General features: G+C 67.2%; 20 protein-coding genes and 1 pseudogene. 5 read left to right on the top strand and 16 right to left on the bottom strand.

Features of this window, described 5'->3' with window-relative positions; all coding sequences use genetic code 11:
* A partial coding sequence (locus QQK83_RS11435; protein ID WP_284264338.1) for an IS256 family transposase occupies nt 1-575 on the top strand: 575 nt, incomplete at its 5' end.
* Between the two features lie 223 nt (nt 576-798).
* Here the strand turns inward: QQK83_RS11435 and QQK83_RS11440 are convergent.
* The 3 genes from QQK83_RS11440 to QQK83_RS11450 all read right to left on the bottom strand — a co-directional run bounded on the left by QQK83_RS11440 (nt 799) and on the right by QQK83_RS11450 (nt 3,848).
* Nucleotides 799-2,421 (bottom strand): 3'-5' exonuclease, encoded by a 1,623-nt coding sequence (locus tag QQK83_RS11440; RefSeq protein WP_284264339.1) that lies wholly within the window; start codon nt 2,419-2,421, stop codon nt 799-801.
* Nucleotides 2,422-2,670: 249 nt separating this feature from the next.
* A complete protein-coding gene (locus QQK83_RS11445) occupies nt 2,671-2,982 on the bottom strand; it encodes a hypothetical protein (protein WP_284264340.1) in 312 nt (103 codons plus the stop codon).
* Complete coding sequence (locus QQK83_RS11450) at nt 2,979-3,848, bottom strand: hypothetical protein (RefSeq protein WP_284264341.1); 870 nt, start codon at nt 3,846-3,848, stop codon at nt 2,979-2,981. The genes QQK83_RS11445 and QQK83_RS11450 overlap by 4 nt, the downstream gene beginning before the upstream one ends.
* Nucleotides 3,849-3,985: 137 nt before the next feature.
* On the opposite strand from QQK83_RS11450, the pseudogene QQK83_RS11455 reads away from it, so the two are divergent.
* A pseudogene (locus QQK83_RS11455) lies at nt 3,986-4,459 on the top strand (IS66 family transposase); the annotation flags it as partial.
* A gap of 310 nt (nt 4,460-4,769) precedes the next feature.
* Here the strand turns inward: QQK83_RS11455 and QQK83_RS11460 are convergent.
* Nucleotides 4,770-5,534 (bottom strand): hydroxypyruvate isomerase family protein, encoded by a 765-nt coding sequence (locus QQK83_RS11460; protein ID WP_284264342.1) that lies wholly within the window; start codon nt 5,532-5,534, stop codon nt 4,770-4,772.
* Between the two features lie 24 nt (nt 5,535-5,558).
* Nucleotides 5,559-6,155, bottom strand: coding sequence for a VOC family protein (locus QQK83_RS11465; RefSeq protein ID WP_284264343.1), 597 nt, complete (start codon nt 6,153-6,155; stop codon nt 5,559-5,561).
* Nucleotides 6,156-6,288: 133 nt separating this feature from the next.
* Here QQK83_RS11465 and QQK83_RS11470 point away from each other — a divergent pair, with 133 nt between their 5' ends.
* Nucleotides 6,289-7,215 (top strand): aminotransferase class IV, encoded by a 927-nt coding sequence (locus QQK83_RS11470; RefSeq protein ID WP_284264344.1) that lies wholly within the window; start codon nt 6,289-6,291, stop codon nt 7,213-7,215.
* Between the two features lie 20 nt (nt 7,216-7,235).
* On the opposite strand, the gene QQK83_RS11475 is transcribed toward QQK83_RS11470, so the two are convergent.
* Nucleotides 7,236-9,479 carry a molybdopterin-dependent oxidoreductase gene (locus QQK83_RS11475; protein WP_284264345.1) on the bottom strand — a complete coding sequence of 748 codons (2,244 nt, stop codon included), beginning with the start codon at nt 9,477-9,479 and terminating at the stop codon, nt 7,236-7,238.
* Nucleotides 9,480-9,595: 116 nt separating this feature from the next.
* Here QQK83_RS11475 and QQK83_RS11480 point away from each other — a divergent pair, with 116 nt between their 5' ends.
* Both QQK83_RS11480 and QQK83_RS11485 read left to right on the top strand, forming a co-directional pair.
* Complete coding sequence (locus QQK83_RS11480) at nt 9,596-10,588, top strand: type I glyceraldehyde-3-phosphate dehydrogenase (RefSeq protein WP_284264346.1); 993 nt, start codon at nt 9,596-9,598, stop codon at nt 10,586-10,588.
* The gene (locus QQK83_RS11485; protein WP_284264347.1) at nt 10,585-12,033 is read left to right on the top strand and encodes an NAD-dependent succinate-semialdehyde dehydrogenase; all 1,449 of its coding nucleotides are present in this window, start codon (nt 10,585-10,587) and stop codon (nt 12,031-12,033) included. The genes QQK83_RS11480 and QQK83_RS11485 overlap by 4 nt, the downstream gene beginning before the upstream one ends.
* 151 nt (nt 12,034-12,184) lie before the next feature.
* On the opposite strand, the gene QQK83_RS11490 is transcribed toward QQK83_RS11485, so the two are convergent.
* The 10 genes from QQK83_RS11490 to QQK83_RS11535 all read right to left on the bottom strand — a co-directional run bounded on the left by QQK83_RS11490 (nt 12,185) and on the right by QQK83_RS11535 (nt 24,584).
* Entirely contained in the window at nt 12,185-12,874 is a 690-nt protein-coding gene (locus QQK83_RS11490; RefSeq protein ID WP_284264348.1) for a GntR family transcriptional regulator, read from the bottom strand.
* Nucleotides 12,875-12,929: 55 nt separating this feature from the next.
* Nucleotides 12,930-14,936, bottom strand: a complete 2,007-nt coding sequence (locus QQK83_RS11495) for a 3'-5' exonuclease (RefSeq protein ID WP_284264349.1) — start codon at nt 14,934-14,936, stop codon at nt 12,930-12,932.
* Nucleotides 14,937-15,065: 129 nt separating this feature from the next.
* Nucleotides 15,066-15,599, bottom strand: a complete 534-nt coding sequence (locus QQK83_RS11500) for a hypothetical protein (protein WP_284264350.1) — start codon at nt 15,597-15,599, stop codon at nt 15,066-15,068.
* Between the two features lie 10 nt (nt 15,600-15,609).
* On the bottom strand, nt 15,610-17,424 hold the full coding sequence (locus QQK83_RS11505) for a DUF294 nucleotidyltransferase-like domain-containing protein (protein ID WP_284264352.1): 1,815 nt from the start codon (nt 17,422-17,424) through the stop codon (nt 15,610-15,612).
* Between the two features lie 104 nt (nt 17,425-17,528).
* A complete protein-coding gene (locus tag QQK83_RS11510) occupies nt 17,529-19,325 on the bottom strand; it encodes a sodium:solute symporter family protein (RefSeq protein ID WP_284264354.1) in 1,797 nt (598 codons plus the stop codon).
* A 15-nt stretch (nt 19,326-19,340) separates the two neighbouring features.
* Nucleotides 19,341-19,601 carry a DUF4212 domain-containing protein gene (locus QQK83_RS11515; protein WP_284264356.1) on the bottom strand — a complete coding sequence of 87 codons (261 nt, stop codon included), beginning with the start codon at nt 19,599-19,601 and terminating at the stop codon, nt 19,341-19,343.
* Between the two features lie 97 nt (nt 19,602-19,698).
* Nucleotides 19,699-20,388 carry an adenylate kinase gene (locus tag QQK83_RS11520; protein ID WP_284264358.1) on the bottom strand — a complete coding sequence of 230 codons (690 nt, stop codon included), beginning with the start codon at nt 20,386-20,388 and terminating at the stop codon, nt 19,699-19,701.
* A gap of 8 nt (nt 20,389-20,396) precedes the next feature.
* Nucleotides 20,397-22,340: an acetate--CoA ligase gene (gene acs, locus QQK83_RS11525; protein ID WP_284264360.1), complete on the bottom strand. Its 1,944-nt coding sequence runs from the start codon at nt 22,338-22,340 to the stop codon at nt 20,397-20,399.
* A 529-nt stretch (nt 22,341-22,869) separates the two neighbouring features.
* The gene (locus QQK83_RS11530) at nt 22,870-23,874 is read right to left on the bottom strand and encodes a LysR family transcriptional regulator (protein ID WP_284264362.1); all 1,005 of its coding nucleotides are present in this window, start codon (nt 23,872-23,874) and stop codon (nt 22,870-22,872) included.
* Entirely contained in the window at nt 23,874-24,584 is a 711-nt protein-coding gene (locus QQK83_RS11535; RefSeq protein WP_284264364.1) for an Ldh family oxidoreductase, read from the bottom strand. Before QQK83_RS11535 ends, QQK83_RS11530 begins: the two co-directional genes overlap by 1 nt.
* Nucleotides 24,585-24,599: the final 15 nt, after the last annotated feature.

The raw sequence follows: 24,599 nt of genomic DNA on the forward strand, positions 1-24,599 counted from the left end.
GCTCCCTGCGCGCCCGCGGCCTTGGCGGGGTCAGGCTGGTGATCAGCGACGCTCACACTGGCCTCAAGGCGGCCATCGCCCGGGTCTTCGAGGCCACCTGGCAGCGCTGCCGCGTTCACTGGATGAGGAACGCGCTGGCCCATGTCTCCCGCGGCCAGCACACCGTCGTCGCCGCCGCGATCCGACAGGCCTTCGATCAGCCCGACCGCGCCCACGCCGGTGAAACCTGGCGAAAGGTGTCCGAACAACTGCGCCCGCGCTGGCCCAAGCTGGCCGACCTGATGGACGCCAGCGAGCATGACGTGCTGGCCTACATGTCCTTCCCGCGCCAGCACCGGACCAAGCTTCATTCCACGAACCCGATCGAACGCTTGAACAAGGAGGTGAAACGCCGGGCCGACGTGGTCGGGATCTTCCCCAATGAGGCTTCCATCATGCGCCTGATCGGCGCCGTTCTGTTCGAGCAGAACGACGAGTGGCAGACCTCGAGCCGCTACATGATGGTCGAGGCCTTCGCCCAGATCGACAAGGAGGAGATCGACCCCATTCTTAGCATAACCACGAAAGCCGCCTGATCATGCCCTCAGGCCATCAGGGAAATTACACCAGCTTGACGGACGTGACCCAGAGGTGGATGCAAGTCCGAGTGTCGAACCTACGATCCAAAGGCCGTTGAATGCCTGCTTGATGCTTTCGGGCACGCGCCTCGCGCAGTTGCAGCGAACTTCCGCTTCCCGCCTTTGCTGCCTTTGGCGGTTGGTCGCCCCCAGCCATTAGCGCCACGTGAATGCAAGAACCTCACTTTGCTCCCCTGCTCATGGATACACGATAGCTGTACGGACCAAGCTGCTCCACCAGCACGGACTCACCTGGCTTGGCGTCGTTCCGCTCGAAGAACTCACGGATCCAGCTGCGCTTGCGGAAGAACCGCTTCGCTCCGTCCAGATCAGTCATGACGACGGCGTCACCGCCCCAATCGACGGCAATCTCGCGCGGGGCGGCAGAGGCTCGGTTCGATCCGCCGATCGCGTCGGTCGGGAACTTCTCGAAGAAACTTCTGAGGTAGATGTGGCTGTGGTCGATGTTGCCTTGCGTGATTTCGACCATTCCGATGTGCCGCGAGACATGTTGTGCTGGGCCCTGTGGTGAAGGCATCGCTGCCGCGCCAGCTTCGCGCATTGGTATCGCGAAGTCGTCCCCATCGTCGATCAAGTCGCAATCCTCGGCATCCATATTCGGATCCCCACTCGCCTGCACCAAGCCCGGAGCTGCTACAGGCTGAACACCTTCGGCTCGCAAAACCACCTCTGCGGCGGCCCGCGCATCTTCACCTGCGTCATGGTGCTCGAACATGAGGCCAAGGTGCTGCTTGAGGTTTGCGAGACCATGACCGCCCTTGCCCCGCAATTCGGGCCAGGCCGCACGGGCGACGTGAACGCTGTCTCGCCAGACCCACTGGGGGACCGGCAGGCTGGAATTCCCGCAAGCAGCAGCCATCGCACTGCGGTCAAAGCCCGAGTGCTGATAGACGATCCCGCCATGCAGCGCTTCCTGCAGGACCGGCAAGACCTCGGCAAAAGTCGGGGCACCTTGGACCGTGCGGGCGTTGATCCCGTGCAGATAGGTGAATACCCAGCGGTCAACCTGCGGATCGACATAGGTCATCCAGGTTTCGATGGAGTTGTCAGGGCGCACGCATGCAACACCGATCTGGCAAATGCTGCCACGGTCATTATTCGCCGTCTCGACATCCAGCGCGAAGAAGCGGAAAGGCCCCTTCGGAAAGGGCGCGACACGCGCTTGCCGGATTGCTGCGGCCTCTGGTGCAGGCACCTTGACGAGGCGTGTGATTGGGCCAGCTGCAGGACCGACCTTGGCGGCAAGGAAGCGCAGACGCTGGCGTTCGATGGCTGCCAATTCCTGCGGGCCCCATCCAAGGCGGCGCAACGTTGCCTCGACCAGGTCGACCGGTTCATCATAGGAATGCATTTTGCGCCGGTTCCAAGCGATGGCGTGATCCGGAGCCATAGAAAGCACCTCGGCCTCAAGTCGCGCGATGTCGAGCGTGTCGGGCAGGGGCAGCCAGATTGCGCGGCAATGGTCTGCAATGAAACCGTTACGAAGCGCCTTCGCGAGGTCGCCATCGGCCTTCGTCGTCGGGTCCTTGCGATCGCGCCACATCCGGCCGGTGTTGTACATCTGCGAGAAGTAGTGGCTCATTCCTTCCGAGCCGGTGCGATGGCGCTGGTGGATCCGCTGGTAGAAGGTCTGATCGGCCGAACTGGTCGATCCGATGTAACGAAGGTCCCCATGATGATCGACCAGGCCGTAAAGACCTCGGGACTCGCGTGGTGCCTGAACGGTCGGGAGAGGTGGTGCTTCGAGAAGGGCGGCGAGCAGGTCTTCGGCAGAAAAACGCATGATTAAACTCCGGTTCAAATCGATATCAGATGGCGGCGCTCGACGCCGATGCAGCTGCCCACCGCGTTCGGGTGGTGCCAGCTCCGCGTGACCCTCTCCTGCAAGGAGGACATGGCATCCATGGAGATGGAAGATGACGGCGATTTTCGCTCACGAGGAGGAGTCGCGGATCACGGATGCTGCGCGCGACGATCAAGGCGGATTGATATGTCGAAAACGGCATGGCGGTTTTCCCAATTGGGATGGAGATCAGAAAGTGCTTTTGCCGCGACGGCGACTGCGACGGCCCCGGTGCCGCCTGGTGTCGTGGCAGACTGTGACCACCGTTTCGGCTGCGAGGATCGCATAGATCCCAAGGCGACCGCGCATTTCCGGGTGCTCTCGTTCGAGTTCGAGCCGCATCTCACGGTCAAGTCGGACCAGGGTTCGGCCCCCGTGGGCCTTTTCCTCGGTGCCGTAGTTCAGGACCGTGTCGAGCGATTGCGCCCGGATGGCTCGGCCCTGCATGCGGGCGCGGGCGTGGCGACAGGTCCGGAAGGGCGAGCGGACAGAGCGGGTCATGTCAGGTCTCCCGCGTCGCGGCGCAATGCCAGTTCCAGCGCCTTGCCCATGAAGGTCGGCACGTCCGCCCCGATCGCCACGGCGATGTCGCGGGCCATCCCGGCGTCGAAGGTGTAGCTGCCGTCGAGCCATCCGGCGGCGTCCGCCCCGAGCGCCTCGGCCGAACCGAGTCGCCGCACCGCATGACGGCCTACGAAATCCGTCAGCTGCTCCATGCGGTCGAAGCCGCGAAGCCGGTCGGTCATCACCGGATCATCAGAAGGACCGGTCGGGGTCGGGCGGAACCCGCGGCGCCCGGGCAGCCAGCGGCGGGCTTCGTCGAGCGAGACGCGGACCGGCTTCGCGCCCGGGATCGCTGTGAGACCGCCGGCACCGCCTTGGGAGAGGGCATTGCGCACCGCACCTTCGGTGATGTCTGCCAGAAGCGCCAGCTGCCGTGTCGAGAGGTGGTCGTCCCACGCGCCCTCCTGGCCATCGAGGGCGGCGCGCGCGGAGGCCGCGTCGAGCACGTCGGCCATGGCGGACGGCCCCCCCCTTGCCGGGAAGCCATGAACGCTGCCGTCCCAATCCTCTCGAGGGAGGCTGGAGAGGAAGTGCGCCAGGCCATGCAGCGCATTCACGTCGTAGAGATCGTCCACCGTGGGTGTGAAGGCATAGGCGTGCAGCGCTTCGATCTCGGCCGCGATGGGGAAGCGGTTCAGGTCCACTGCCTCGGCGCGGGCTGTCTCGGGATCGCACCCGAGAAAGGCCTCACCCTGTTCCGGGCTGTCGGTTGCGAGAACGATGTGCTTGGCCTGCACGATGAGGGTGGCGGCAAGCTCTAGGCGAAGGTCGGGAAGAGAGGGGCGAGACATTGTGATATCCATGCAGCGTGTTTACATGTATTTAATATGCCTAGGCCCGTGTGCTGTCAAGAGCATTATGCGAACGCGCAACATAAATGCGTATCACGGAGCGGGCTAGGTTATGTGGTTCCGTAAGACTGCCTAACGGCGCGCTTTAGGACATCGAGCGCGAGATCAACGGGCAGACCGCCGAGATACGTCTCGACGCGCGGCAGAAGCACAGCGCTCCGAAGGTCGAGGCCTACTTCGAGTGGTCCGAAAGCCAGCTCACGCGGATCCCCGGCAAGGGCGATCTGGCCCGTGCGTACCTCTATGGGCTGGCCCCCCGGGCCTCCTTAAGTCGCTTCCTCACCGATGGTCGGGTGGCCATCGACAACAATCCGGCGGAGCGCGCCTTGCGCCCGATCGGCATCGGCCGGAAAAACTGTTCCTTCGCGAGCGCCGATAGCGGCAGCGAAACGCTGGCCCGCGCCATGACGATCATCGAGACCGCAAAGCTCAACGGCCTCGATCCAAAGGCCTATCTCACCGACGTGCTCGACCGCATCCACGACCACAAGATCAACCGGCTCGACGAGCTCCTGCCGTTGAACTGGACACCGATCACCGCCGCTCAGGCTCAGGCCGCCTGATAGAGCGCGGTGCCAACCGAACGGCTACCTCATGTCGACAAGGGTCAGATTAAGTGGCGACCTGACACGACAGAATGAGCGCTTGGATGCACAACAATCTGGTTGGGACTTTTCTTGTAACTCATTGATCCCATTAGGTGGGGAAACGCCCCATTTGGGAAATTTCTTCCGAAAAAACAATGATGCGGAGCGGAATCATAATCCGCGTGTCGGGGGTTCAAGTCCCTCCTCCGCTACCAAAATCCCCCCGAGAATGTCGTGATCCTTCCGGAAACGTCCTCCTCCGGTGCCGCACGGATGTCGCGGCCGTTCACCTGAGCCGGGCCATCCATTCGAGCGTGTCATCGGTGGGGCCCGTGGGCCTGTATTCCGCGCCGAGCGGCCTGTCCCAACCCAGCGCGGCGATTTCCCGGAAGAGCGTGCCGTAGTCGACCGTGCCATGATCGGGCGGGCCGCGGTCGGGGACGGCGGCGAACTGGATGTGGCCGACCATCGGCATCAACGCCTGGAGGCGGCCCGACACGTCGCCCTCCGTTCGGCCGACATGGTAGCAGTCGAACATCAGCCTGAGGTTCGGCGCGCCGATCCGCTCGATCAGCTCCGCCGCCTGTGCCGTGGTGTTCAGGAAATAGCCCGGCGCATCGAACCTGTTCAGCGGCTCGATGAGGATGATCCGGCCCGCCCCGGCCGCGCGGTCACATGCGTAGAGCAGCGTCTCGACGAAGGCCGCCTCGGCGGCCGTGCCCGAGCTTGCGCCCGCCATGACATGCACCGCCGCCGCGCCAAGCGCCTCTGCATGGTCAAGCGCCTCGTCCACCGCGGCCCGCGCCTCGGTGCGGCGGCCGGGCAGGGCGGCCAGCCCGTTTTCGCCGCTCTCCACATCGCCGCGCCTCGTGTTCAGGCTCAGCATCGGCAGCCCGGTCTCGTCGAGCGCCCTGCGCAGGTCGCCGACCGGCAGGTCATAGGGCCAGTGGCATTCCACCGCGTCGAAGCCCGCCACTGCGGCGGCGCGGATCGCATCGGGAAGCGGTCGGTCGGTCCAGAGAAACCCGAGGTTGGCGGAAAACCGGGTCATGCGCGCGCCGTCATGCCGGGGCGCTCAATAGGGGTTCCGCGCCGACCGGTCGGCGGAGAGCGAGGCGTGCCGCCGCGCGACCAGAAGCTCGATCGCGTCGGCAAGGTGGACCTTGTCGATATGGTGATCCCCGCGGGCAACGCGGATGCGGTGCGCCTCGATCATCACGTCGGCGTGGCGGCAGCCCTCGGGTGGCTCGAACCGGTAGGAGGCCAGCTCGATCCTCAGTCCCAGCGGATCGCGGAAATAGATTGAATCCATGAAGCCGCGGTCGACGGGACCGGAATGGTTCACGCCCCGCGCATCCAGGCGTTCCGCGATCTGCCAGAATGTCGCCTGGCTGACCGAGAGGGCAAGGTGATGCAGCGAGCCGGTTGCCTCGGGCACTGGCGTGGCGTCGGGTTTGCGGGTCTCGTTGGTGAAGATCGTGATCAGCCGCCCGTCGCCCGGATCGAAATAGAGATGCCCCTCGTTCTCGTCGTCGAGGTTCGGCTGGTCGAAGACGAAGGGCATGCCGAGCACGCCTTCCCAGAAATCGATGCTCGTCTGCCGGTCCGCCCCGGTGAGCGTGATGTGGTGCACGCCCTGCGTCTGGATCTTGCGATATGCGGTGTCTGCCATGCCTGCGTCCTCCTGTCCGTGGCGGGACCATAGGCCAATCCGCTCGACACGTCCCGTGCGACGTTGCACAGAGGCTGTGACGCCGGGGGCTGCCATGGCCGCGCCCGAGCCAAAGGCATGAGCAGGAGGGACCATGACCACCGATCACGGCACGACCCATGACGCCGAGGATGATCCGCGCAACCGCGACATCCTGATCTACGTCAACGGCGAGCTGAAGCACCGCGACGAGGCCAAGGTGTCGGTCTATGACAGCGGCTTCCTTCTGGGCGACGGCATGTGGGAGGGGATGCGGCTTTACGATGGGGTCTGGGCCTTCTTCGACGCGCATATGGACCGGTTCTTCGACTCGTGCCACGCCGTCAGCCTCGACGTGGGCATGGACCGCGCCGGCATCGCCGAGGCGCTGGAGATGACGCGCCGCGCCAACGGGATGGAGACGGATGTTCACTGCCGCCTGATGCTGACCCGCGGGGTGAAGGTCAAACCGTTCCAGCATCCCGCCCTCAGCCGCTCGGGGCCGACGCTGGTGATCATCATGGAGCATTCGAGGCCGGTGGACCGGCTGCAATCGGCGGGGATCAGGTTGGCCAGCGTGCCGCAGGTGCGGGGGCTGCCGCACAGCCAGGACGCCAAGTTCAACAGCCATTCCAAGCTGAACTGCGTGATCGCCTGCCTGCAGGCGGAGGCGGCGGGTGCCGACGAGGCGCTGATGCTGGACCCGCATGGCTTCGTGAACACGACGAACGCCTGCAACTTCTTCATCGTGCGGAAGGGCGAGGTTTGGACCTCGACCGGGGATTACTGCATGAACGGCGTCACGCGGGCCAAGGTGATCGAGCTGTGCCGCAAGGACGGCATCCCGGTCTTCGAGAAGAACTATTCGCTCTACGAGGCCTATTCGGCCGACGAGGCGTTCCTGACCGGCACCTTCGGGGCGCAGACGCCGGTGGCCTCGATCGACGGCAAGCGCGTGGGCGACGGGTCACGCCCCGTCACCGCGCGGATACAGGCGCTCTACAAGCAGGCCGTCGCCGAGGATATCGCGGCCCACAGGTAGGGTGGGCTGCACGGCCCACGCTACGCCCGTTCCACCTCGACCAGCGCGGAATGCGCGCTGGTCCCTTGCCCCAGCCGCGAGGTGCCCACGTCGCGGGTCAGCACATTGGGGTTGCCGTTCGGGTCGATGTTGCCGCCCGGCGGGCCGACCCATGCGCCGGTGGGCAGCGCGACGACGCCTTGCAGGATATCCGCCGTCACCCGCGCCCGCGCCCGCACCGCGCCGCGACCGTTGAAGACGCGGACCAGGTCGCCCGTGGCGATGCCGCGCGCGGCGGCATCCTTTTCATGTATAAGAATGGTCTCGGGCCGCGCGCCCTCCAGATCCGCCAGCGCCGCCTCGAGCTGCGAATGCAGCTTGTCGCCCGGCTGCGGCGAGACGAGGTGCAGCGGCGCCGCCGCCGTCGCGGCGCCGGGCCATTCGGCGGGCGGCAGCCAGACTGGATGGCCGGGGCAATCGTCGTAGCCGAAGCCGTCGATCCGCTCCGAAAAGATCTCGATCCGGCCCGAGGGGGTCTTCAGCGCCGCGCCTTCCGGGTCGGCACGGAAACGGCGCAGCACCGGCTTGGGCTGTTCATCCACGGCGATGTCTAGCTTGACCCAGTTCTTCGCGCGCAGCTCCTCCAGCGTTGGAACGGCAACGCCCGCGGCGGTCGCGCGTGCCTGAAAGCCCTCGTAGAGATGCGAAATCCACGCGCCCGCGTCGCGCCCCTCGGTAAAGGCGTCCTCAAGCCCCATGCGCTCGGCCAGCCCCGCGAAGATCGCGTAATCGTCGCGCGCCTCGGCCACGGGCGGGATAAGCGCGGGCATGTGGAACAGGTAATCGTCGAGCGGGCTGCGCCCGATATCCTCGCGCTCGTAAGGCGTCGTGGCGGGGAAGACGATGTCGGCGCGCTGGGCGGTCGCGGTCCACCACGGCTCGTTGACGATGATCGTCTCGGGCTGAAGCCATGCACGGTGCAGGCGGTTCAGGTCCTGGTGATGGTGGAACGGGTTGCCGCCCGCCCAGTAGACAAGGCGGATGTCGGGGTAACTCCGGCGCGCGCCGTTGAAGTCATAGGGCTGACCGGGGTTCAGCAGCATGTCGGCCACGCGGGCGACCGGGATCACGTCCGCCACCGGGTTCGTGCCCTGCGGCAGAGTCATGCCGCCCACGCTGCGGAAATCCTTGCCGATGCCGCCTATCGCGCCGTAGCCATAGCCGACGCCGCCGCCGGGCAGGCCGATCTGCCCCAGCATCGCCGCCAGAACGGCGGACATCCAGTAGGGCTGTTCGCCATGTTCCTGCCGTTGCAGCGACCAGGCGACGGTGATGAGCGTCCGGCTGCCCGCCATGCGGCGCGCAAGCTCGCGGATCGTGCCGACCGGAACGCCGGTGAGCGGTTCGGCCCAGTCTGGGGATTTCGGCGTGCCGTCGGCCTCACCCACCAGGTAGGGGCGGAAGCGGTCGAATCCGACGGTGTAGCGGTCGAGAAAGGCGCGGTCGGTCAGCCCCTCCTCCTCCAGCACGAACGCCAGCGCCAGCATCAGCGCAGTGTCCGAACCGGGGCGGCAGGGCAGCCACTCGCACCCCTCGGGCGCGTCGCCCCGCTGGGGGCCGATGTTGATGCGCGTCATGCCCCGTTCCGCAAAACGCTCGAACCATCCGGCGGTTGCGTGCTCGGTGATGCCGCCCATGGACACCATGGAGTTCTTGGGGTTGATCCCCCCGAACATGACCAGCGTTTCGGTGTGTTCGGCGATGGTGGCGTAGCTGTCCTGCGCCTCGTAGGTCAGCGTCAGGAAATTCTCGCCGAAGACATGGGGGATGATCGACTGCGCGCAGCCGGTTGAATAGCTGCCGAAGCTCGAGACATAGCCACCGATGCAGTTGAGAAAGCGATGCACCTGCCCCTGTGCGTGGTGGAAGCGCCCCGCCGAGGCCCAGCCGTAGGAGCCGCCGTAGATCGCGCCATTGCCATGGGTCTTGCGGATGCGGTCGATCTCCTCGGCGGCGATGTCCAGCGCCTCGTCCCAGGGGGGTGTGACGTAATCGCCGTCGCCCCGGCCCGCGCGGTCGCGGCTGGCCAGCCAGGCGCGGCGGATCGAGGGTCGCGCGACGCGCGAGGCATGGTGGACGGCGGCGGGCAGGATCGCGGGAATGCCGGGCGGCGCGGGGTCGGGGCCGAAGGGGCGCGTCTCGACGATGCGGTCGCCCTCGGTCACCACCTCGAAGGCGCCCCAGTGGCTGCTCGTGATGCGGGTCTGGCGTGTGGTCTCGGTCATCTTGTCCTCCGCTGCGTCACGGCTTCGTAACGTGGCGCGGGGACAAGGGGAATGGGCCGCTCTTGCGCCGGGTCGCGGGCGCGGGCATGACTCGGGCCAAGGGCAGGGGGCTGGACATGACCATCAAGGTGGCGATCAACGGGTTCGGGCGCATCGGGCGCTCGGTGCTGCGCGCCTGGCTCGGGGGCGGCTGGCCCGAGATCGAGATCGTGGCGCTGAACGACATCGCGCCGCTCGCCACCTGTGCGCATCTGTTCGAATACGACAGCGTTTTCGGGCCGTGGCCCGAGCGGGTCGAGGCCGGCGCTGGCGTCTTGCGCATCGGTGACCGCGCGATCCCCTTCACGCAGGTGGCCGACCTTGCGCTTCTCGACCTGTCGGGCATCGACGTGGTGATGGAATGCACCGGCCTTGCCCGCACCCGGAGCTTCGCCGAGGCGGGGCTCGACGCGGGCGCGACCCGCGTTCTGGTCTCGGGGCCGTCGCCAGAGGCGGACGTGACGGTCGTTCTGGGGGCCAATGACGCGGCGCTGACCGCAGCGCACCGGATCGTGTCCAACGCCTCCTGCACCACCAACGCGGTTGCGCCGCTGGCCGCGATGATCGACGCGGAATGGGGGCTGGAAAGCGCCCTGATGACGACGGTCCATTGCTACACCGGCAGCCAGCCGACGGTGGATCAGCCGATGGGCGAAGACCTGGCCCGCAGCCGCGCGGCGGCGCTGTCCATGGTGCCGACGACGACAAGCGCGGCGCAGCTGGTGGACGTGGTGCTGCCGCATCTGGTGGGGCGGATCACCGGCTCGGCGGTGCGGGTGCCGGTCGCCTCGGTCTCTTGCGTGGACCTGGCCGTTATCACCCGCGACAGGCCGCAGGCCGAGGCCGCGCAGACCTTTTTCCGCGAGCGTGCAGGGCCGATCGTGGGCTTCACCGACCGGGTCCTGGTCTCGACCGACCTGCGCGCGCGGCCCGAGTCCGTGGTGCTGCAAGGGCCCGAGATCAAGCGCGCCAAGGGCGGCATGCTGCGTGTCTTTGGCTGGTATGACAATGAATGGGGCTTTTCGTGCAGGATGCTGGACGTGGCCCGCAAGATGGGAGCGATGGGATGACCAATTGGCAAAGCTGGCAGCGCGAGGCGAATTACATCGGCGGCGCGTGGGTGCAGGCCGACAGCGGCAAGGTGATCGAGGTGACGAACCCCGCCACGGGCGAGGTGATCGGCACCGTGCCCGCCTGCGGCGAGGCCGAGACGATGCGCGCCATCGACGCGGCGGCGGGCGCCTTCGCCGATTTCGCGGCGATGGACCTGATGAGCCGCGTGGGCCTGCTCTGGAAGCTGCATGATGCGCTGATGGACAACCAGTCGGCGCTGGCGGAGCTTCTGACCGTCGAGATGGGCAAGCCGCTGGCCGAGGCGAAGGGCGAGATCGCCATCGGGGCGCAATACGTGCGCTGGTTCGCCGAGGAAGCCCGGCGCGCCAAGGGCGAGATCGTTCCGGCGGGCGTGAACGGTCGGCGCATCCTCGTCACCAAGCACCCGGTCGGCGTAGTGGGGATGATCACGCCGTGGAACTTCCCCTCCTCCATGCTGGCGCGCAAGGTGGCCCCGGCGCTCGCCGTGGGCTGCCCCATCGTCGCCAAGCCCGCGACGGCGACGCCCTATTCCGGCCTCGCCTGGGCGGCGCTGGCCGAAGAGGTGGGCTATCCTGCGGGCGTCGTGAACGTGGTGACCGGCTCGGCGCGCGCCATCGCGGGCGCGATGATGGAACGGCCCGAGGTGCGCAAGGTGACCTTCACCGGCTCGACCGAGGTCGGCAAGGAGCTGATCCGCCAGTCGGCCGACACGGTGAAGAAGGTGTCGATGGAACTGGGCGGCAACGCGCCCTTCATCGTCTTCGAGGATGCCGATCTGGATGCCGCCGCCGAGGGGGCCATCGTCTCGAAATACCGCAACTCGGGGCAGACCTGTGTCTGCGCGAACCGGATCTACGTGCAGGCGTCGGTGCATGACGCTTTCGTCGAGAAGCTCGTCGAGAAAACCCGCGCGCTCAAGGTCGGCGACGGGCGCGAGGAAGGGGTGGCGCAGGGGCCGCTGATCGACCTCGATGCCGTGGCCAAGGTCGAGGAATTGCTGGACGATGCCAAGGGCAAGGGGGCGACCGTGGTTCTGGGCGGCGCGCGCCACCAGCTCGGCGGCAGCTTCTTTCAGCCGACCGTCCTGACCGGGGCGACGCAGGACATGGCATTCGCCACCGAAGAGATCTTCGGCCCGCTCGCCCCCGTCTTCACCTTCGAGACCGAGGATCAGGCCATCGCCATGGCCAATGACACGGTCTTCGGCCTCGCCTCCTACGTCTACACCCGCGACCTTGGTCGGGCGTTCCGGCTGAACGAGCGGCTGCAATACGGGATGATCGGCATCAACTCGGGGCTGATCACGACCGTGGAAGCGCCCTTTGGCGGGATCAAGGAAAGCGGCCTCGGGAAAGAGGGCGGAAGCCAGGGGCTCGAGGATTACCTCGATACGAAATACGTCTGCATCGACGGGATCTGACGTGATCGGACGGCTCCCGGCTTGCGGACGGCGCGCCGGTGTCGGGTGCGGGAGCCTCCCCTTTCGGCGGCAAAGCCGCCTGTCGGGCAACGGGCGGGGATAGTTTTGAAACGGAGAATTGGGGGGCGCGCGCGATAACCTTAACAGCGCGTCAAGGCCCGTAGGTCACCCCATCCGCGATCAGGCGCAGGGTCTGGCGGGCGATGATGCGCCCCTCGGGGTCGGTCGCCGTGCGGGTCAGCACCAGAAGCGCCGTGTAGCGGTCGCAGGAGAGCGCGACCGACTCCGACATCGTGGTCACGGCGGCTGTCAGGCTGTCGGTGATCCCCTGCGGTGACAGGCCCGCCTCGGCCAGCAGGTCTGCCAGGTCGACGGCGGCGTCTTCGTCCAGCGCCGGAAGCAGCGCCTCGGGCACCGCGATCTCCTCCAGTGCGGCCCGCGCGCCGCTTCGCGTCAGGGTGCGTTCGAGCACGGACAGGCGGGCCGCGCCGAACAGGTCGGCCTCCTCTGGCCCGGCCCCGCGGGCACCGGCGCGGGCGCGGTAGACCTGCAGCCCGAGGGGCGCGCCATCGGCCCCCTTGAGCGACAGCGCGGCGGTGGGGGGCGCTGTCGCCTCAGCCTTGCCGGGCAGGCTCACAAGCGTGCCGCGGCCCGGCTTGCGGTCGAGATAGCCCATCGCCTCGAGCGACATCAGTGCCCGGCGCATCGTGCCCTGGCTGACGCGAAACTCCTCGGCCAGGACGAACTCGTTGGGCAGGCGGCGTCCCACCTCCCATTCACCACTTTCGATCCGGCGGACCAGCTCCGCCTCTGCCGCCTTGTAGAGTGGAACGCGTGCCATGGCGGCGACCTTTCCCTGTTGCCTGCCTCCCGGCTTACCCGAGCCGCAGGCTTGGTCAATTCAGATGTTCGATCAACCGGCTGTGCCGGTCGAAGGCCTTGATCAATGCCCCCAGATTGGGCAGCTCCGCCGCTTCGAGCATCGGGATCATCTTGCGGAACGCCTCGGCGGTGCCGATCGCGTCGCCGATCGCGGTGTGGCGCGCGGCCTCGGGGATGCGGATGTGCAGCCGGTCGCAGAGCGCGTCGAGCGTATGCTCGGCGGATTGCCCGTAGAGGATCGCCGAACAGAGCACCGTGTCGAGGATCGGCTGGTCGAAACGCTTGCCGATCTCGGCCTCGCGCCGGCGCAGGAAGCTCATGTCGAAGGGCGCATTGTGGGCGACAAGGACCGAGCCCTCGGCGAAGGCATGGAAGCGGCGCAGCGCCTCGGTCACCGGGGGGGCACCTTTGACCATCTCGTTGGTGATGTGATGCACCGCGGTCGAGGCGGCGGGGATCCTGCGGCCGGGGTTGACCAGCATGTCGAATTCCTCGCCCTCGACGATGCGGCCATTGACGACGCGGACGGCGGCGATCTGGCAGACCTCGTCGACCTGCGGATTTAGGCCCGTGGTCTCGGTGTCGAAGATCACGAAGCTGAGTGATTTGAGGGCGGCGGCGGCCAGGTCGTCGGGAATTTCCGCGTTCAGCAGGTCGAAATCATACATCACCACGCGGGTCGGCCCCGTCATGCGCGCCTCGGCCAGCGGCAGGGTCAGGCGCAGGGCGTGACGGCCCGGCCCCGCCGGCTCCACGCCAAGCCGCGTGCCGTGGCTGAGCAGCACATCGGCCCCCGCGAAACCGGACAGGCCCGGCGAAAGCGGGGTGGCCAGCCACCCGTCCAGCTGCGGGCCGGTGGGCGCGTCGCCCTCGGCCTCTAGGCTGAGGACGGCGCTTTCGCCCCCTTCGGACGCGAAGGTCAGGACCAGCCCCCCGGCCCCCGCGCCGATCCAGTCGAGCGCAAGGCGCTCCAGCATCCGCGTGATGGCGAAGCCGTCGCACCTGAGCCGTGTCGGGCCGAGGTCGCAGGTGATCCCGACGCCCTTGCGCGCAAGGCGCGCGGTCAGGCCAGCGCCGAGATCCTTGGCGGTCAGGTCCTCCATCGGCCACCATTTCGTGTCCGTCGCGGCCTTGCGCGCGGCGGTCTCCTCGGCAAGGCCTTCCAGCGCCGCCTTGGCCTCGCCCTCGGGCAGGGCGGGCAGCGATGCCTGGACCCGTTCGAGCAGGTGGTTCAGCAGGTAGGCGCGTTCGGCCTGCACCTTGAGATCGGCGGTCACGTCGCGCAGCGTCAGCACATAGCCCGCGCCCTCGGTCTCCTGCCCCTCGAGCCGCAATAGGCGCAGCCGCGCCTCGAGCAGGCGCGCGCCGGCCCGCGTGGTCACGAGGATGTCGGTCCCCTCGTCGCTGCCGTTGGCCGCAAGCCGGTCATAGGCCTGCGTGATCGGTCCCATCCGCAGCAGCCCTGCGACCGGCCGGCCGAGGCCAAGCGCGTCGCTTTCGCCCAGGATGTCGCGGGTATGGCCGTTGTAGAGCGCGATGGTGTGATGCGGCGTGCAGAACATCACGCCGTCGGGCACCTCGGCCAGCAGCGTCTCGAGCCGTGTTCTCTCGGTGGCGAGCCGTGCGGTTTCGCGCCCCACCGCCAGCGCCATGGCGTTGCGCGTCTCGGTCAGGTTCGCGGCGACCGCATCGGCGGCGGGCGCGAGGTCGCCGAGGTACCGCGCGACGGCCGGGTCGATCCCCTGGTCGACATCGGAATGCGCGCGCGCGCGCAGGTCGGCGGCCAGCCGCTCGACCGGTCGGGCGACATGTTCGTCGAACAGCACCCAGATCCAGGTCGTCAGCCCGGCGATGGCGAAGACCGCGACCACCCCCGCGATGACGAAGGCGCTGAGGGCATGCGCCTCGCCAAGGCGGATATAGCCTACGATCAGCCCCGCGATCACGAGGGCCGATCCGCCGAGCGCGATGAGGGCGAAGAACAGGAAGATGCGCAGACGCAGGGAAAGTCGGGTCAGCATGATGCGGGGCCCTCCTCCGTGCCCCTGTCCGTATGACGGTCCGGCGCGCCCCGTCCCGGTGGTCCGCGCGACATCCGGGGCTGGGCACCGGGGCGGGCGCTGGCCCGTCCCTGCCGGTGTGCCGTGGTCTCAGTCCTCTGCGGTCTCCCGGTCGCAGAGGGCGGCGATGATCGGGTCGTCGGGGCCTGCCGTGCGCCAATCGGTGTCGACGGGAATGCCTGCCTCGGTGAACTCGGTCGATGCGGTCAGGTCGGCCCAGCGGCTGCCGGCGCAATCTACAAGCGCGGGGCGGATCATCTGCGGGTTCCAGCGTTCCTGGATGCGCAGCTGCACCACCGAGATGCCGGAGCCGGGCGCGGTTTCGACGGTCTCGGCAGGGGAATACGAGATGAAGCCCCGCACCCAGGGCCGGATATAGGTCCAGGGCTGATACCAGGCCTGTTGCTCGCGCGTGGTGACGATCACCAGGTCCTCGGGCATGGTCCTGCGCATGCCGTCGGCCCATTGGTATTCCAGCGCGACCGTCGCTGCGATCATGGTCAGGCCCGCGCAGATCGGCACGATGCCCTTGGGCAGGCGCTTGCGCGTGATCTGGCGCAGCAACAGCCCGATACCGGCTCCTGCGAAGCCCGAGATGAAAACGGTGACGAGGGTCCAGAACATCGTGTCTCTTTCAGTTCAGGTAGCCGCGGCCGGAACCGGCGGCGTTCTGCATGGTCTTGATGACGACGAAGGCGTCCCTCAGGTGGCTGCGTTCGAAGTCGGAGAGGTCGGCGGGCGCCATGAAATTGTCGGGCGGATCACCGCGCTTGATCTGCGTGGCCTGGTGGGCAAGCCGCGTGTCGGCGATCATGTCGTAGGCGTCCAGCAGGTCGCGGCCTCCCGAGGTCGACACGACGCCTGTCTCGATCGCCGCAAGCAGCCGCGCGCGGGTATTGGCCTCGGTCAGCTCGCCCTTCAGCGCGTAGATGCGCCCCAGGTCGACCACCGGCACGACGCCGTTGTGCTTGAGGTCGATGGTGTTCTTGTGTTCGCCCGAGCGCACGGTGGCAAAGCCGCGGAACAGGCCCAGTGGCGTGTGATGCTTCAGCGAGTTGGAGATCATGTGCGAGACGAAGATCGAGTTCTTCGCAGCCGCCGCAAGCGTCTCGGCGTGCAGATCGGGGAACAGGCTTTCGGCCCCGCCGATGGGGCGCAGGTCGAACATGACCGAGGCCAGCATCTGCGCCTCGGGGTCGGGCCGGTTGATCCAGCCGCGGAAATACTGCTTCCAGACGCGCAACGGTTGCCGCCACTTGATGTTGGTCGCCATCATGTCGCCGGGGCAGTAGAAATACCCAGCCTCGTCCAGCCCGTCCGAGACGAAGCCGGCCAGCGCGGCGAAATATTCGTCATCGGGCGGTGTCGCGGCATCGTCGAGGATCAGGCAATTGTCCTGGTCGCTGACGCCGGTCTGCTCCTGTCGCCCCTGCGAGCCGCAGGCGAGCCAGAGATAGGGCACCGGCGGCGGACCGAGCTTTTCCTCGGCCAGCGCCAGCAGGCGGCGGGTTATGGCGTCGCCGATATCGGTGATCAGGCGCGTGACGACCTGGTGCGGGTTCTGCGCACTCACCAGCTGGACAAGCAGGTCGGGGATGCGACGGGCGGCCCGCGCAAGGGCGGCGCTGTCCGAGGCGGCGGCGATGTCATGGATCAGCGCCGCCGAGGAGGTCGCCTGGAACCGGGTCAGGTCGGTCTGGGTCAGGATGCCGACAAGCCGCCCGCCCTCGACCACGGGCATGTGGGTGATGCCGCGCTCGACCATCTTGTGCAGCACGTCGGCGACAAGCGCGGCGGGCGGCAGGGTGATCGGATCGGGGGTCATGACCTGCGCCACCGGCGTCCGGGGCGGCAGCCCCTCGGCCACCGCGCGCGAGGTGATGTCGCCCGTCGTCAGGATGCCGCGCACGGACTGCCCTTCGCAGGCGATGATGCAGGACACGCCAAGCTCGCGCATCTTCCGGGCGGCCTCGATCAGCGGGGTCTCGGGCGCACAGGTGAGCGGCCCGCGCGTCATCAGCGCCGACAGGGCCATCGTGGTGACGTCCTGCCGCCGTGCCGAGGCCGGGCGCGTGCGGTCGAAGAAGCGCAGGATGCGGGGATGGGCGGCGACCAGCGCGCGGAAGACATCCGCGGGAATGGTCAGCATCTCGCCCGGTTCGGTCGCCGTCGCGGTGACGGGCGCGATACCGTCGCGCATCAGCCCGCGTTCGCCGAAGGAATTCCGGGGGCCGAGAATGGACAGCAAATCGCCGTCCTGATCGGTGATCTCGATCCGCCCCGACAGGATCAGGCACAACTCCGTGACCGGCTGACCGATCGCGTAGATCACGTCACCCGCGGCCATCGTGCGGCGCCCGACCTTGCCGGCCAGCGCGTCGCGCTCATCGGGCGCAAGCAGGTCGTAGGGGTGCGTCTGCGCGAGCGTGGCGGAGATCTCGGTCGTCATGGCTGCCGTCCGGGGAAACGAAAAAGGCGCACCCCGAAGGGTCGGGATGCGCCGGGTGATTGGCCAGAGCCCGCGGTGTCGCAGGCCCTGGTGACGGGTCACGTTCAGTGATCGACGGCGGCGCCGGCACCACGCGGGATGCGAACGCTTTCGACGAGGTCCTGGATGTGCTGCGGCGGAGCTGCCGTCGCGTTCGACACGACATAGGCGACCGCGAAGTTGATCACCGCGCCGATCGGGCCGAAGTGGGTCGGCGGGATGCCGAGGATCCAGTTGTCGGCCGTGTTCGCCAGCATGTTGGTGCCGGGGATGAAGAACCAGCCAAGGTAGGTGAAGAGATAAAGGCAGGTCACTGCGAGACCGGCGATCATCCCCCAGGTTGCACCCTGGGCGTTCATCCGCTTGGAGAAGATCCCCATCATCAGCGTCGGGAACAGCGTCGCCGCGGCAAGACCGAAGGCGAGCGCCACCACCTGCGCGGCGAAGCCGGGCGGGTTCAGGCCGAGGTAGGTGGCCAGCACGATCGCACCCGCCATCGAGATCCGGGCTGCCAGAAGCTCGCCCTTTTCCGAGATGTTGGGGTTGATCACCGACTTGATGAGGTCGTGGCTGATGGCCGAGGAGATGGCCAGCAGCAGGCCTGCCGCGGTGGACAGGGCCGCCGCGATGCCGCCTGCGGCGATCAGCGCGATCACCCAGCCCGGCAGGTTGGCGATTTCCGGGTTGGCCAGAACCAGGATGTCCCGGTTGAAGTTGGTCAACTCGTTGCCGGCCCAGCCGCGCTCTGCGGCCAGTTCGGCCATGCCTGCGCCGTTCTCGTTGTAGTACTGGATGCGGCCGTCGCCGTTCTTGTCTTCCCAGCCCAGAAGGCCGGTGGCTTCCCAGGTGAGCATCCAGTTGTAGGCTTCATCGGACTGGATCGTCTCGAGCGACACCGCCTCGCCCTGGACGCCTTCGGGCCAGAACTGGGTGGTGATGTTGAGACGCGCCATCGCGCCCACGGCGGGTGCCGTCAGGTAGAGCAGCGCGATGAAGACCAGGGCCCAACCGGCCGACCAGCGGGCATCGGACACCTTGGGCACCGTGAAGAAGCGGATGATCACGTGCGGCAGACCCGCGGTGCCGATCATCAGCGACAGGGTGAACAGCGCCATCAGGAACGGCGTGTTGCCCGAGGTGTACTCGTTGAAGCCGAGGTCGGTCAGCAGACCGTCCAGCGTCACCAGAAGCGGCGTGCCGGCACCGGGCTGACCTTCGGCCATGTTCGAGAACAGGCCCAGGCCCGGGATCGGGTTGCCGGTCAGCTGCAGCGAGATGAAGACCGCCGGGATGGTGTAGGCGATGATCAGCACGACGTATTGTGCCACCTGCGTGTAGGTGATGCCCTTCATCCCGCCGAGAACGGCGTAGACGAAGACCACCGCCGACGCGGTCAGAAGGCCTGCGGTCGAGCTGATTTCCAGGAAGCGCGAGAAGGCCACGCCTGCGCCGGTCATCTGGCCGATCACGTAGGTCACCGAGATCACGATGAGGCAGATCACCGCCACGACGCGCGCGGCGTTCGAATAGTAGCGGTCACCGACGAATTCGGGGACCGTGTACTTGCCGAACTTGCGCAGATAGGGCGCGAGCAGCATGGCCATGAGAACATAGCCGCCGGTCCAGCCCATCAGGAAGGTGGAGTTGGAGTAACCCACGAAGGCGATGAGACCCGCCATCGAGATGAAGGAAGCCGCCGACATCCAGTCGGCCGCGGTGGCCATGCCGTTCACGACCGGGTTCACGCCCCGGTTCGCGGCATAGAATTCCGACGTGGAGCCCGCGCGGGCCCAGATCGCGATTCCGAAGTAGAGCGCGAACGACAGCCCCACCACGATGAAATTGAGTGTTGTCTGATCCATGGTCTGGTCCGTCCCTTATTCTTCGTCCACGCCATGTTCCTTGTCGATCTTGTTCATGCGCCAGGCATAGAAGAAGATCAGGACGAGGAAGACGAGGATCGATCCCTGCTGGGCAAACCAGAAGCCCAGGTCCGTGCCGCCCACCGCGATGCCGCTCAGCATCGGGCGAAGCAGAATCGCGAAGCCGTAGGACGCGATCGCCCAGATCACCAGACAGATGGTGACCAGACGGATGTTCGCGGCCCAGTACGCGTTGTTATCAGGCTTTTCGGCCATTGCTTACTCCCTTCGAAGGTTCCTGCCCGCCGGTCCCTCCTTGGTCCGACGAGCATGTATCCACCGGCACGGAGCCTCTCCGCCCCGGTGAATTCTTTCAGGCGGCCGTGAGTTTCCCCACGATCGCCTCCATCTCTGCGCGCACGCGCCCGATCTCGGCCATTGCATCGACCTCGGTCAGGGTGCCGCGGGCGGCGTAATAGTCGATCAGCGGCGCGGTGTCGGCGTGATACGCCTGAAGTCGCGTGCGCACCGTCTCGGCGTTGTCGTCGGCCCGGCGTTTCATCTCGGTGCCGCCGCACTTGTCGCAGACGCCCGGACGGGCGGGCTGCTTGAAGCTGTCGTGATAGCCCTCGCCGCAACCGGCACAGGTGAAGCGGCCCGAGACGCGCTCGACCATGGCTTCGTCCTGAACCTTCAGGCTGATCACGGCGTCGATCTGCTCGCCGCGTTCGGCAAGAAGGGCATCGAGCGCCGCGGCCTGCCCCGCCGTGCGGGGAAAGCCGTCGAGGATCGTGCCGGCCGCCACGTCGGGCTGTGCGAGGCGCTCTTTCAGGACCGCAAGCACGATCTCGTCCGAGACAAGCTCGCCCTTCTCCATCACGGCCTTGGCGGCAAGCCCCGCCTCGGTTCCGGCCGCCACGGCGCCGCGCAGCAGGTCGCCGGTGGACAGCTGGACGAGGCCGAAGCTCTCTTCCAGCATCCGGGCCTGCGTGCCCTTGCCCGCCCCCGGAGGGCCGAGCAGGATCAGGTTGACGGGGCGGGTGTCCACGGCGGTCTCGGTCATCTGCGCGCTCACTGGTTCGCCCGGTTGGCGATCAGTTCGTCCACGACCGACGGGTCGGCCAGCGTCGAGGTGTCACCAAGGCTGCCGAAGTCGTTCTCGGCGATCTTGCGCAGGATGCGGCGCATGATCTTGCCCGAGCGCGTCTTGGGCAGGCCGGGGGCCCACTGGATGACGTCCGGTTTTGCGATCGGCCCGATCTCGTTGCGGACCCAGTCGCTGAGCGTCTTCTTCAGCTCGTCCGAGGGCGTCTCGTCGGCCATCAGGGTGACGTAGCAATAGATGCCCTGACCCTTCACCGGATGCGGGTAGCCGACCACGGCGGCCTCGCTGACGGTCTCGTGCGCGACCAGCGCGCTTTCGACCTCGGCGGTGCCCATGCGGTGACCCGAAACGTTGATCACGTCATCGACGCGGCCGGTGATCCAGTAATCGCCATCGGCATCCCGGCGGCAGCCGTCGCCCGAGAAATAGTAGCCCTTGTAGTCGCTGAAGTAGGTCTTCACGAAGCGGTCGTGGTCGCCCCAGACGGTCCGCATCTGGCCCGGCCAGCTGTCGGCGATGACCAGAACGCCCTCGACGCCGTTGCCTTCGATGACCTCTCCGCTCGTGGGGTCGAGCACCAGCGGCTTCACCCCGAAGAACGGCTTTTGCGCGGCACCCGGCTTGAGCTCATGCGCGCCCGGCAGCGGCGTCATCATGTGGCCGCCGGTTTCGGTCTGCCACCAGGTGTCGACGATGGGGCAGTTCCCCTTGCCGACATTCTCGTTGTACCAGTTCCACGCCTCGGGATTGATCGGCTCGCCGACCGAGCCCAGCAGCTTGAGCGAGGACAGGTCGTATTTGTTCACGAAATCGGTGCCCTTGCCCATCAGCGCGCGGATGGCGGTGGGGGCGGTGTAGAACTGGTTGACCTTGTGCTTTTCGCAGACGGCCCAGAACCGGCCCGCGTCGGGGTAGGTCGGCACGCCTTCGAACATCAGCGTGATCGCGCCGTTGGCCAGCGGACCGTAGACGATGTAGCTGTGGCCGGTGACCCAGCCCACGTCCGCGGTACACCAGAAGATGTCACCGTCCTTGTAGTCGAAGGTGATCTCGTGGGTCATCGACGCATAGACGAGGTAGCCGCCGGTGGTGTGGACCACGCCCTTGGGCTGACCGGTCGAGCCCGAGGTATAAAGGATGAACAGCGGATCTTCGGCGTTCATCTCTTCCGGCGGGCAGTCCGTCGATGCGCCTGCGGCAAGGTCGTCGTACCAGTGATCGCGCCCGGACACCCAGGCGACCTGCTGGCCGGTGCGCTTGACCACGAGGCATTTCACGTCATCCGCGCAATGAAGCAGCGCCTTGTTCACGTTGTCCTTCAGCTCGGTGATGCGGCCGCCGCGGGGGGCGCCGTCCGAGGTGATGACCAGCTTGGCATCGCAACCGTTGATCCGCGCCGACAGCGCGTCGGGCGAGAAGCCGGCGAAGACGATGGAGTGGATCGCGCCGATCCGGGCGCAGGCCAGCATCGCGTAGGCAGCTTCGGGGATCATCGGCAGGTAGATGACGACGCGGTCGCCCTTCTGGACGCCAAGCCCCTTGAGCACGTTGGCGAAGCGGCCCACCTGCCCGGACAGTTCGTTGTAGGTGATGTGCTGGGCCTCGTCCGTCGGCTCGTCCGGCTCGAAGATGATCGCGGTCTGGTCGCCGCGGGTGGCGAGGTGGCGGTCGATGCAGTTGGCGGCCACGTTCAGCGTGCCGTCCTCGTACCAGCGCACATGCACGTCGTCATGGGCAAAGGACGTGTCCTTCACCTTGGTGTAGGGCTTGATCCAGTCGATGCGCTTTCCGTGCTCGCCCCAGAACGCCTCGGGGTCGTTGATCGAGGCGGCATACATCGCGTCGTAGCGCGCGGCGTCGACATGTGCGTCGTCAAGCAGGGCGGGGCCGGATTGAGTATCTGTGGCCAAGGTAGTTCTCCCTCGAGTGTTACGCGCCGTCAGGCGCATGAAGGCGCTCCGTGCCGATCCTGGCACGGACCGGTTCGCGGATGTGATCTGCCGCATCCAGCCGACAGGCTTGCGGCACGCGGACCCCGGACGGGGCATCGAAATATGGTCAGCCTCCCCTGACGTGCAGACCCGTTTCCCGGAGCGCTTGATCGGATCGGTCCCTAGTCCCATCCGTTCCGATCTGCGCCGACCGACAGGCCGCATATCCATCGGGGGTCAATACGCGACCCACCAACGGATGTGGCGAGAAGATGACAGGTCCGTCGTTAATCACGAACATCTGACTGAGGGTGCAGAAGTTTTATGTAAACGCTTTTCTCTTCACGCTGCAGAAAGAGTAAATTAATTTACAATTTGCAACTCAAGGCTGCAGTTGCAGGGGGTTTTCGCCTCGGCCGGACCGCGGCGGCGCGGCTGGACCGCCCCGTTTTCTGCGCCGCAGCGCAGATGGCGCGATCTGTCGGCCTTGAGATGGCCCGAGGTGCCCCTAGGCGGGGCTGGAATCGCCGCCCGTCCCGGTCCCGTCATCCCGGCGCAGGCGAAAGCTGTCGCCGAGCCAGGGCATCCGGCTGCGTCCGGGCTCCGCGAAATGTTCCTCGATCAGGTCGCGCGCGCGCTCGGCGATTTGCGCCGGGATCGGGCCGGTCCAGTCGTCGGTCGCGTAAAGAACGATCCGCCGCGAGATCGGCGCGCCCGGCAGGGGATGCGCGTCGATGCGGTCGGCGAAGCGTCCCGCGCGCAGCAGGCTGAGCGGGGTGGTGATCGTCCAGCCGCTGCCGCCTGCGACAAGCGCGCTGATCGACTGGTTCGAATCCATCTCGAAGCGTTGCGGCGGGCTGAGACCCGCACCGGCCAGGTAGCGTTCGATCTGCTGGCCCATCACCTGGTCCGGATCGCGCCGCACGAAGGTCAGGTGCGACAGCGCCCCCAGCCCGCCCGCGACCGAGGTTCCGGCGGGCACGGCCAGGATATAGGGGTCTTCGATCAACGGATGCGCCAGCGTACCGAGCGGATCGGGGCTGCCGGCAGCGCAGATCACGATATCGAGCTCGCGCGCCGCGATCCGCGCGTGCAGCGCATGGCTCGCCCCCGTCACGAGGTGAAAGGCGCAATGGGTCATCGCCTCGGCCAGGTCGATGGCCAGCTGCGGGGTCACCTCGTTCTCGAAATCGTCGATCACCCCCATCGACAGGGCCGAAAGCTCGGCCAGGTCCAGCATCGACAGGCCGCGTTGGCCTGCCCTCAGCGCCTGCAGCGCCGCCTCGGCCCGGCCGAGGAACAGACGCCCGGCAGGGGTCAGCACCATCGGGCGGCGCGAGTGATCGACCAGTTCCACCCCCAGCGCGAGGCTCAGGTTGCGCAGCTGCTGCGACACCGCGGGCGCGCTCATGCCGAGACGGTCTGCGGTGACGGCGACCGAGCCGGTCCGCGCGAGCGTCTCGAACACCTCGAGCCCGCGCAACGTCAGCCCCTTGAGCAAGGTTTCGGGCATCAGGCGGTCACGATCTGTTCGAGCAATTCGACGGAAAAGGCGATTTCATGCGTCGGCGGCAGCGGGTCGGGCGCATCCGTGAGATCGGCGTCGAACAGGCTTGCGCCCAGCCCGTCCTCGGTCAGCGCGACCAGCCAGGCGGCGTGGTTCACCGGCCCGCCCAGCGGGCTGTCGGCGGGCTGCCCGTTGGCCACCGGGGCGAACAGCGGCGGCAGCCGCTCGGCCGCCATGCGCCCCAGCCGAACCGGTGCGACCAGGTCGGGATGCGCCAGCCGCACCGGCCCCGCGGGGCCGAAACCCAGCGCGATCAGGCCGCGGCCCGACAGCCGGTCGAGCGCACGGATCATCGCGCCTGGCGCGCTTGCGCGTTCCAGCCGGGCCATGGCGATGCCCTGTGCGAGCGCCATCTGCGCCAGCTCTGCCATCGCCCCGGCAAGCGCCGGTGCCGCGAAGCCATGTGCGGCGTCGATACGGATCAACCCGGCACGCGGTCGGGTCTCGGTCGGCGGCGCGTCGGCGTGAATGCGCCCGTAGCGCAACAGGCGGATGTCGCGCAGCAGCGCCTCCATCCCGTTGTGCCGTTCGCCCGCGGCCTCGGCCGCCGCCACCTCGGCCGCGACATGCCGGGCGACCGGGTCGGGAACACCGGCGCGGGTCAGGCAATCGCAGGCCAGCGCATGGACATCGGGGAGGCTCAGAAGCTGCGTCATGTGCGCAGTCTTGTC

The organism is Roseicyclus amphidinii (assembly GCF_030163755.1).
In the GTDB taxonomy this organism is placed as follows: Bacteria; Pseudomonadota; Alphaproteobacteria; order Rhodobacterales; family Rhodobacteraceae; genus Roseicyclus; species Roseicyclus amphidinii.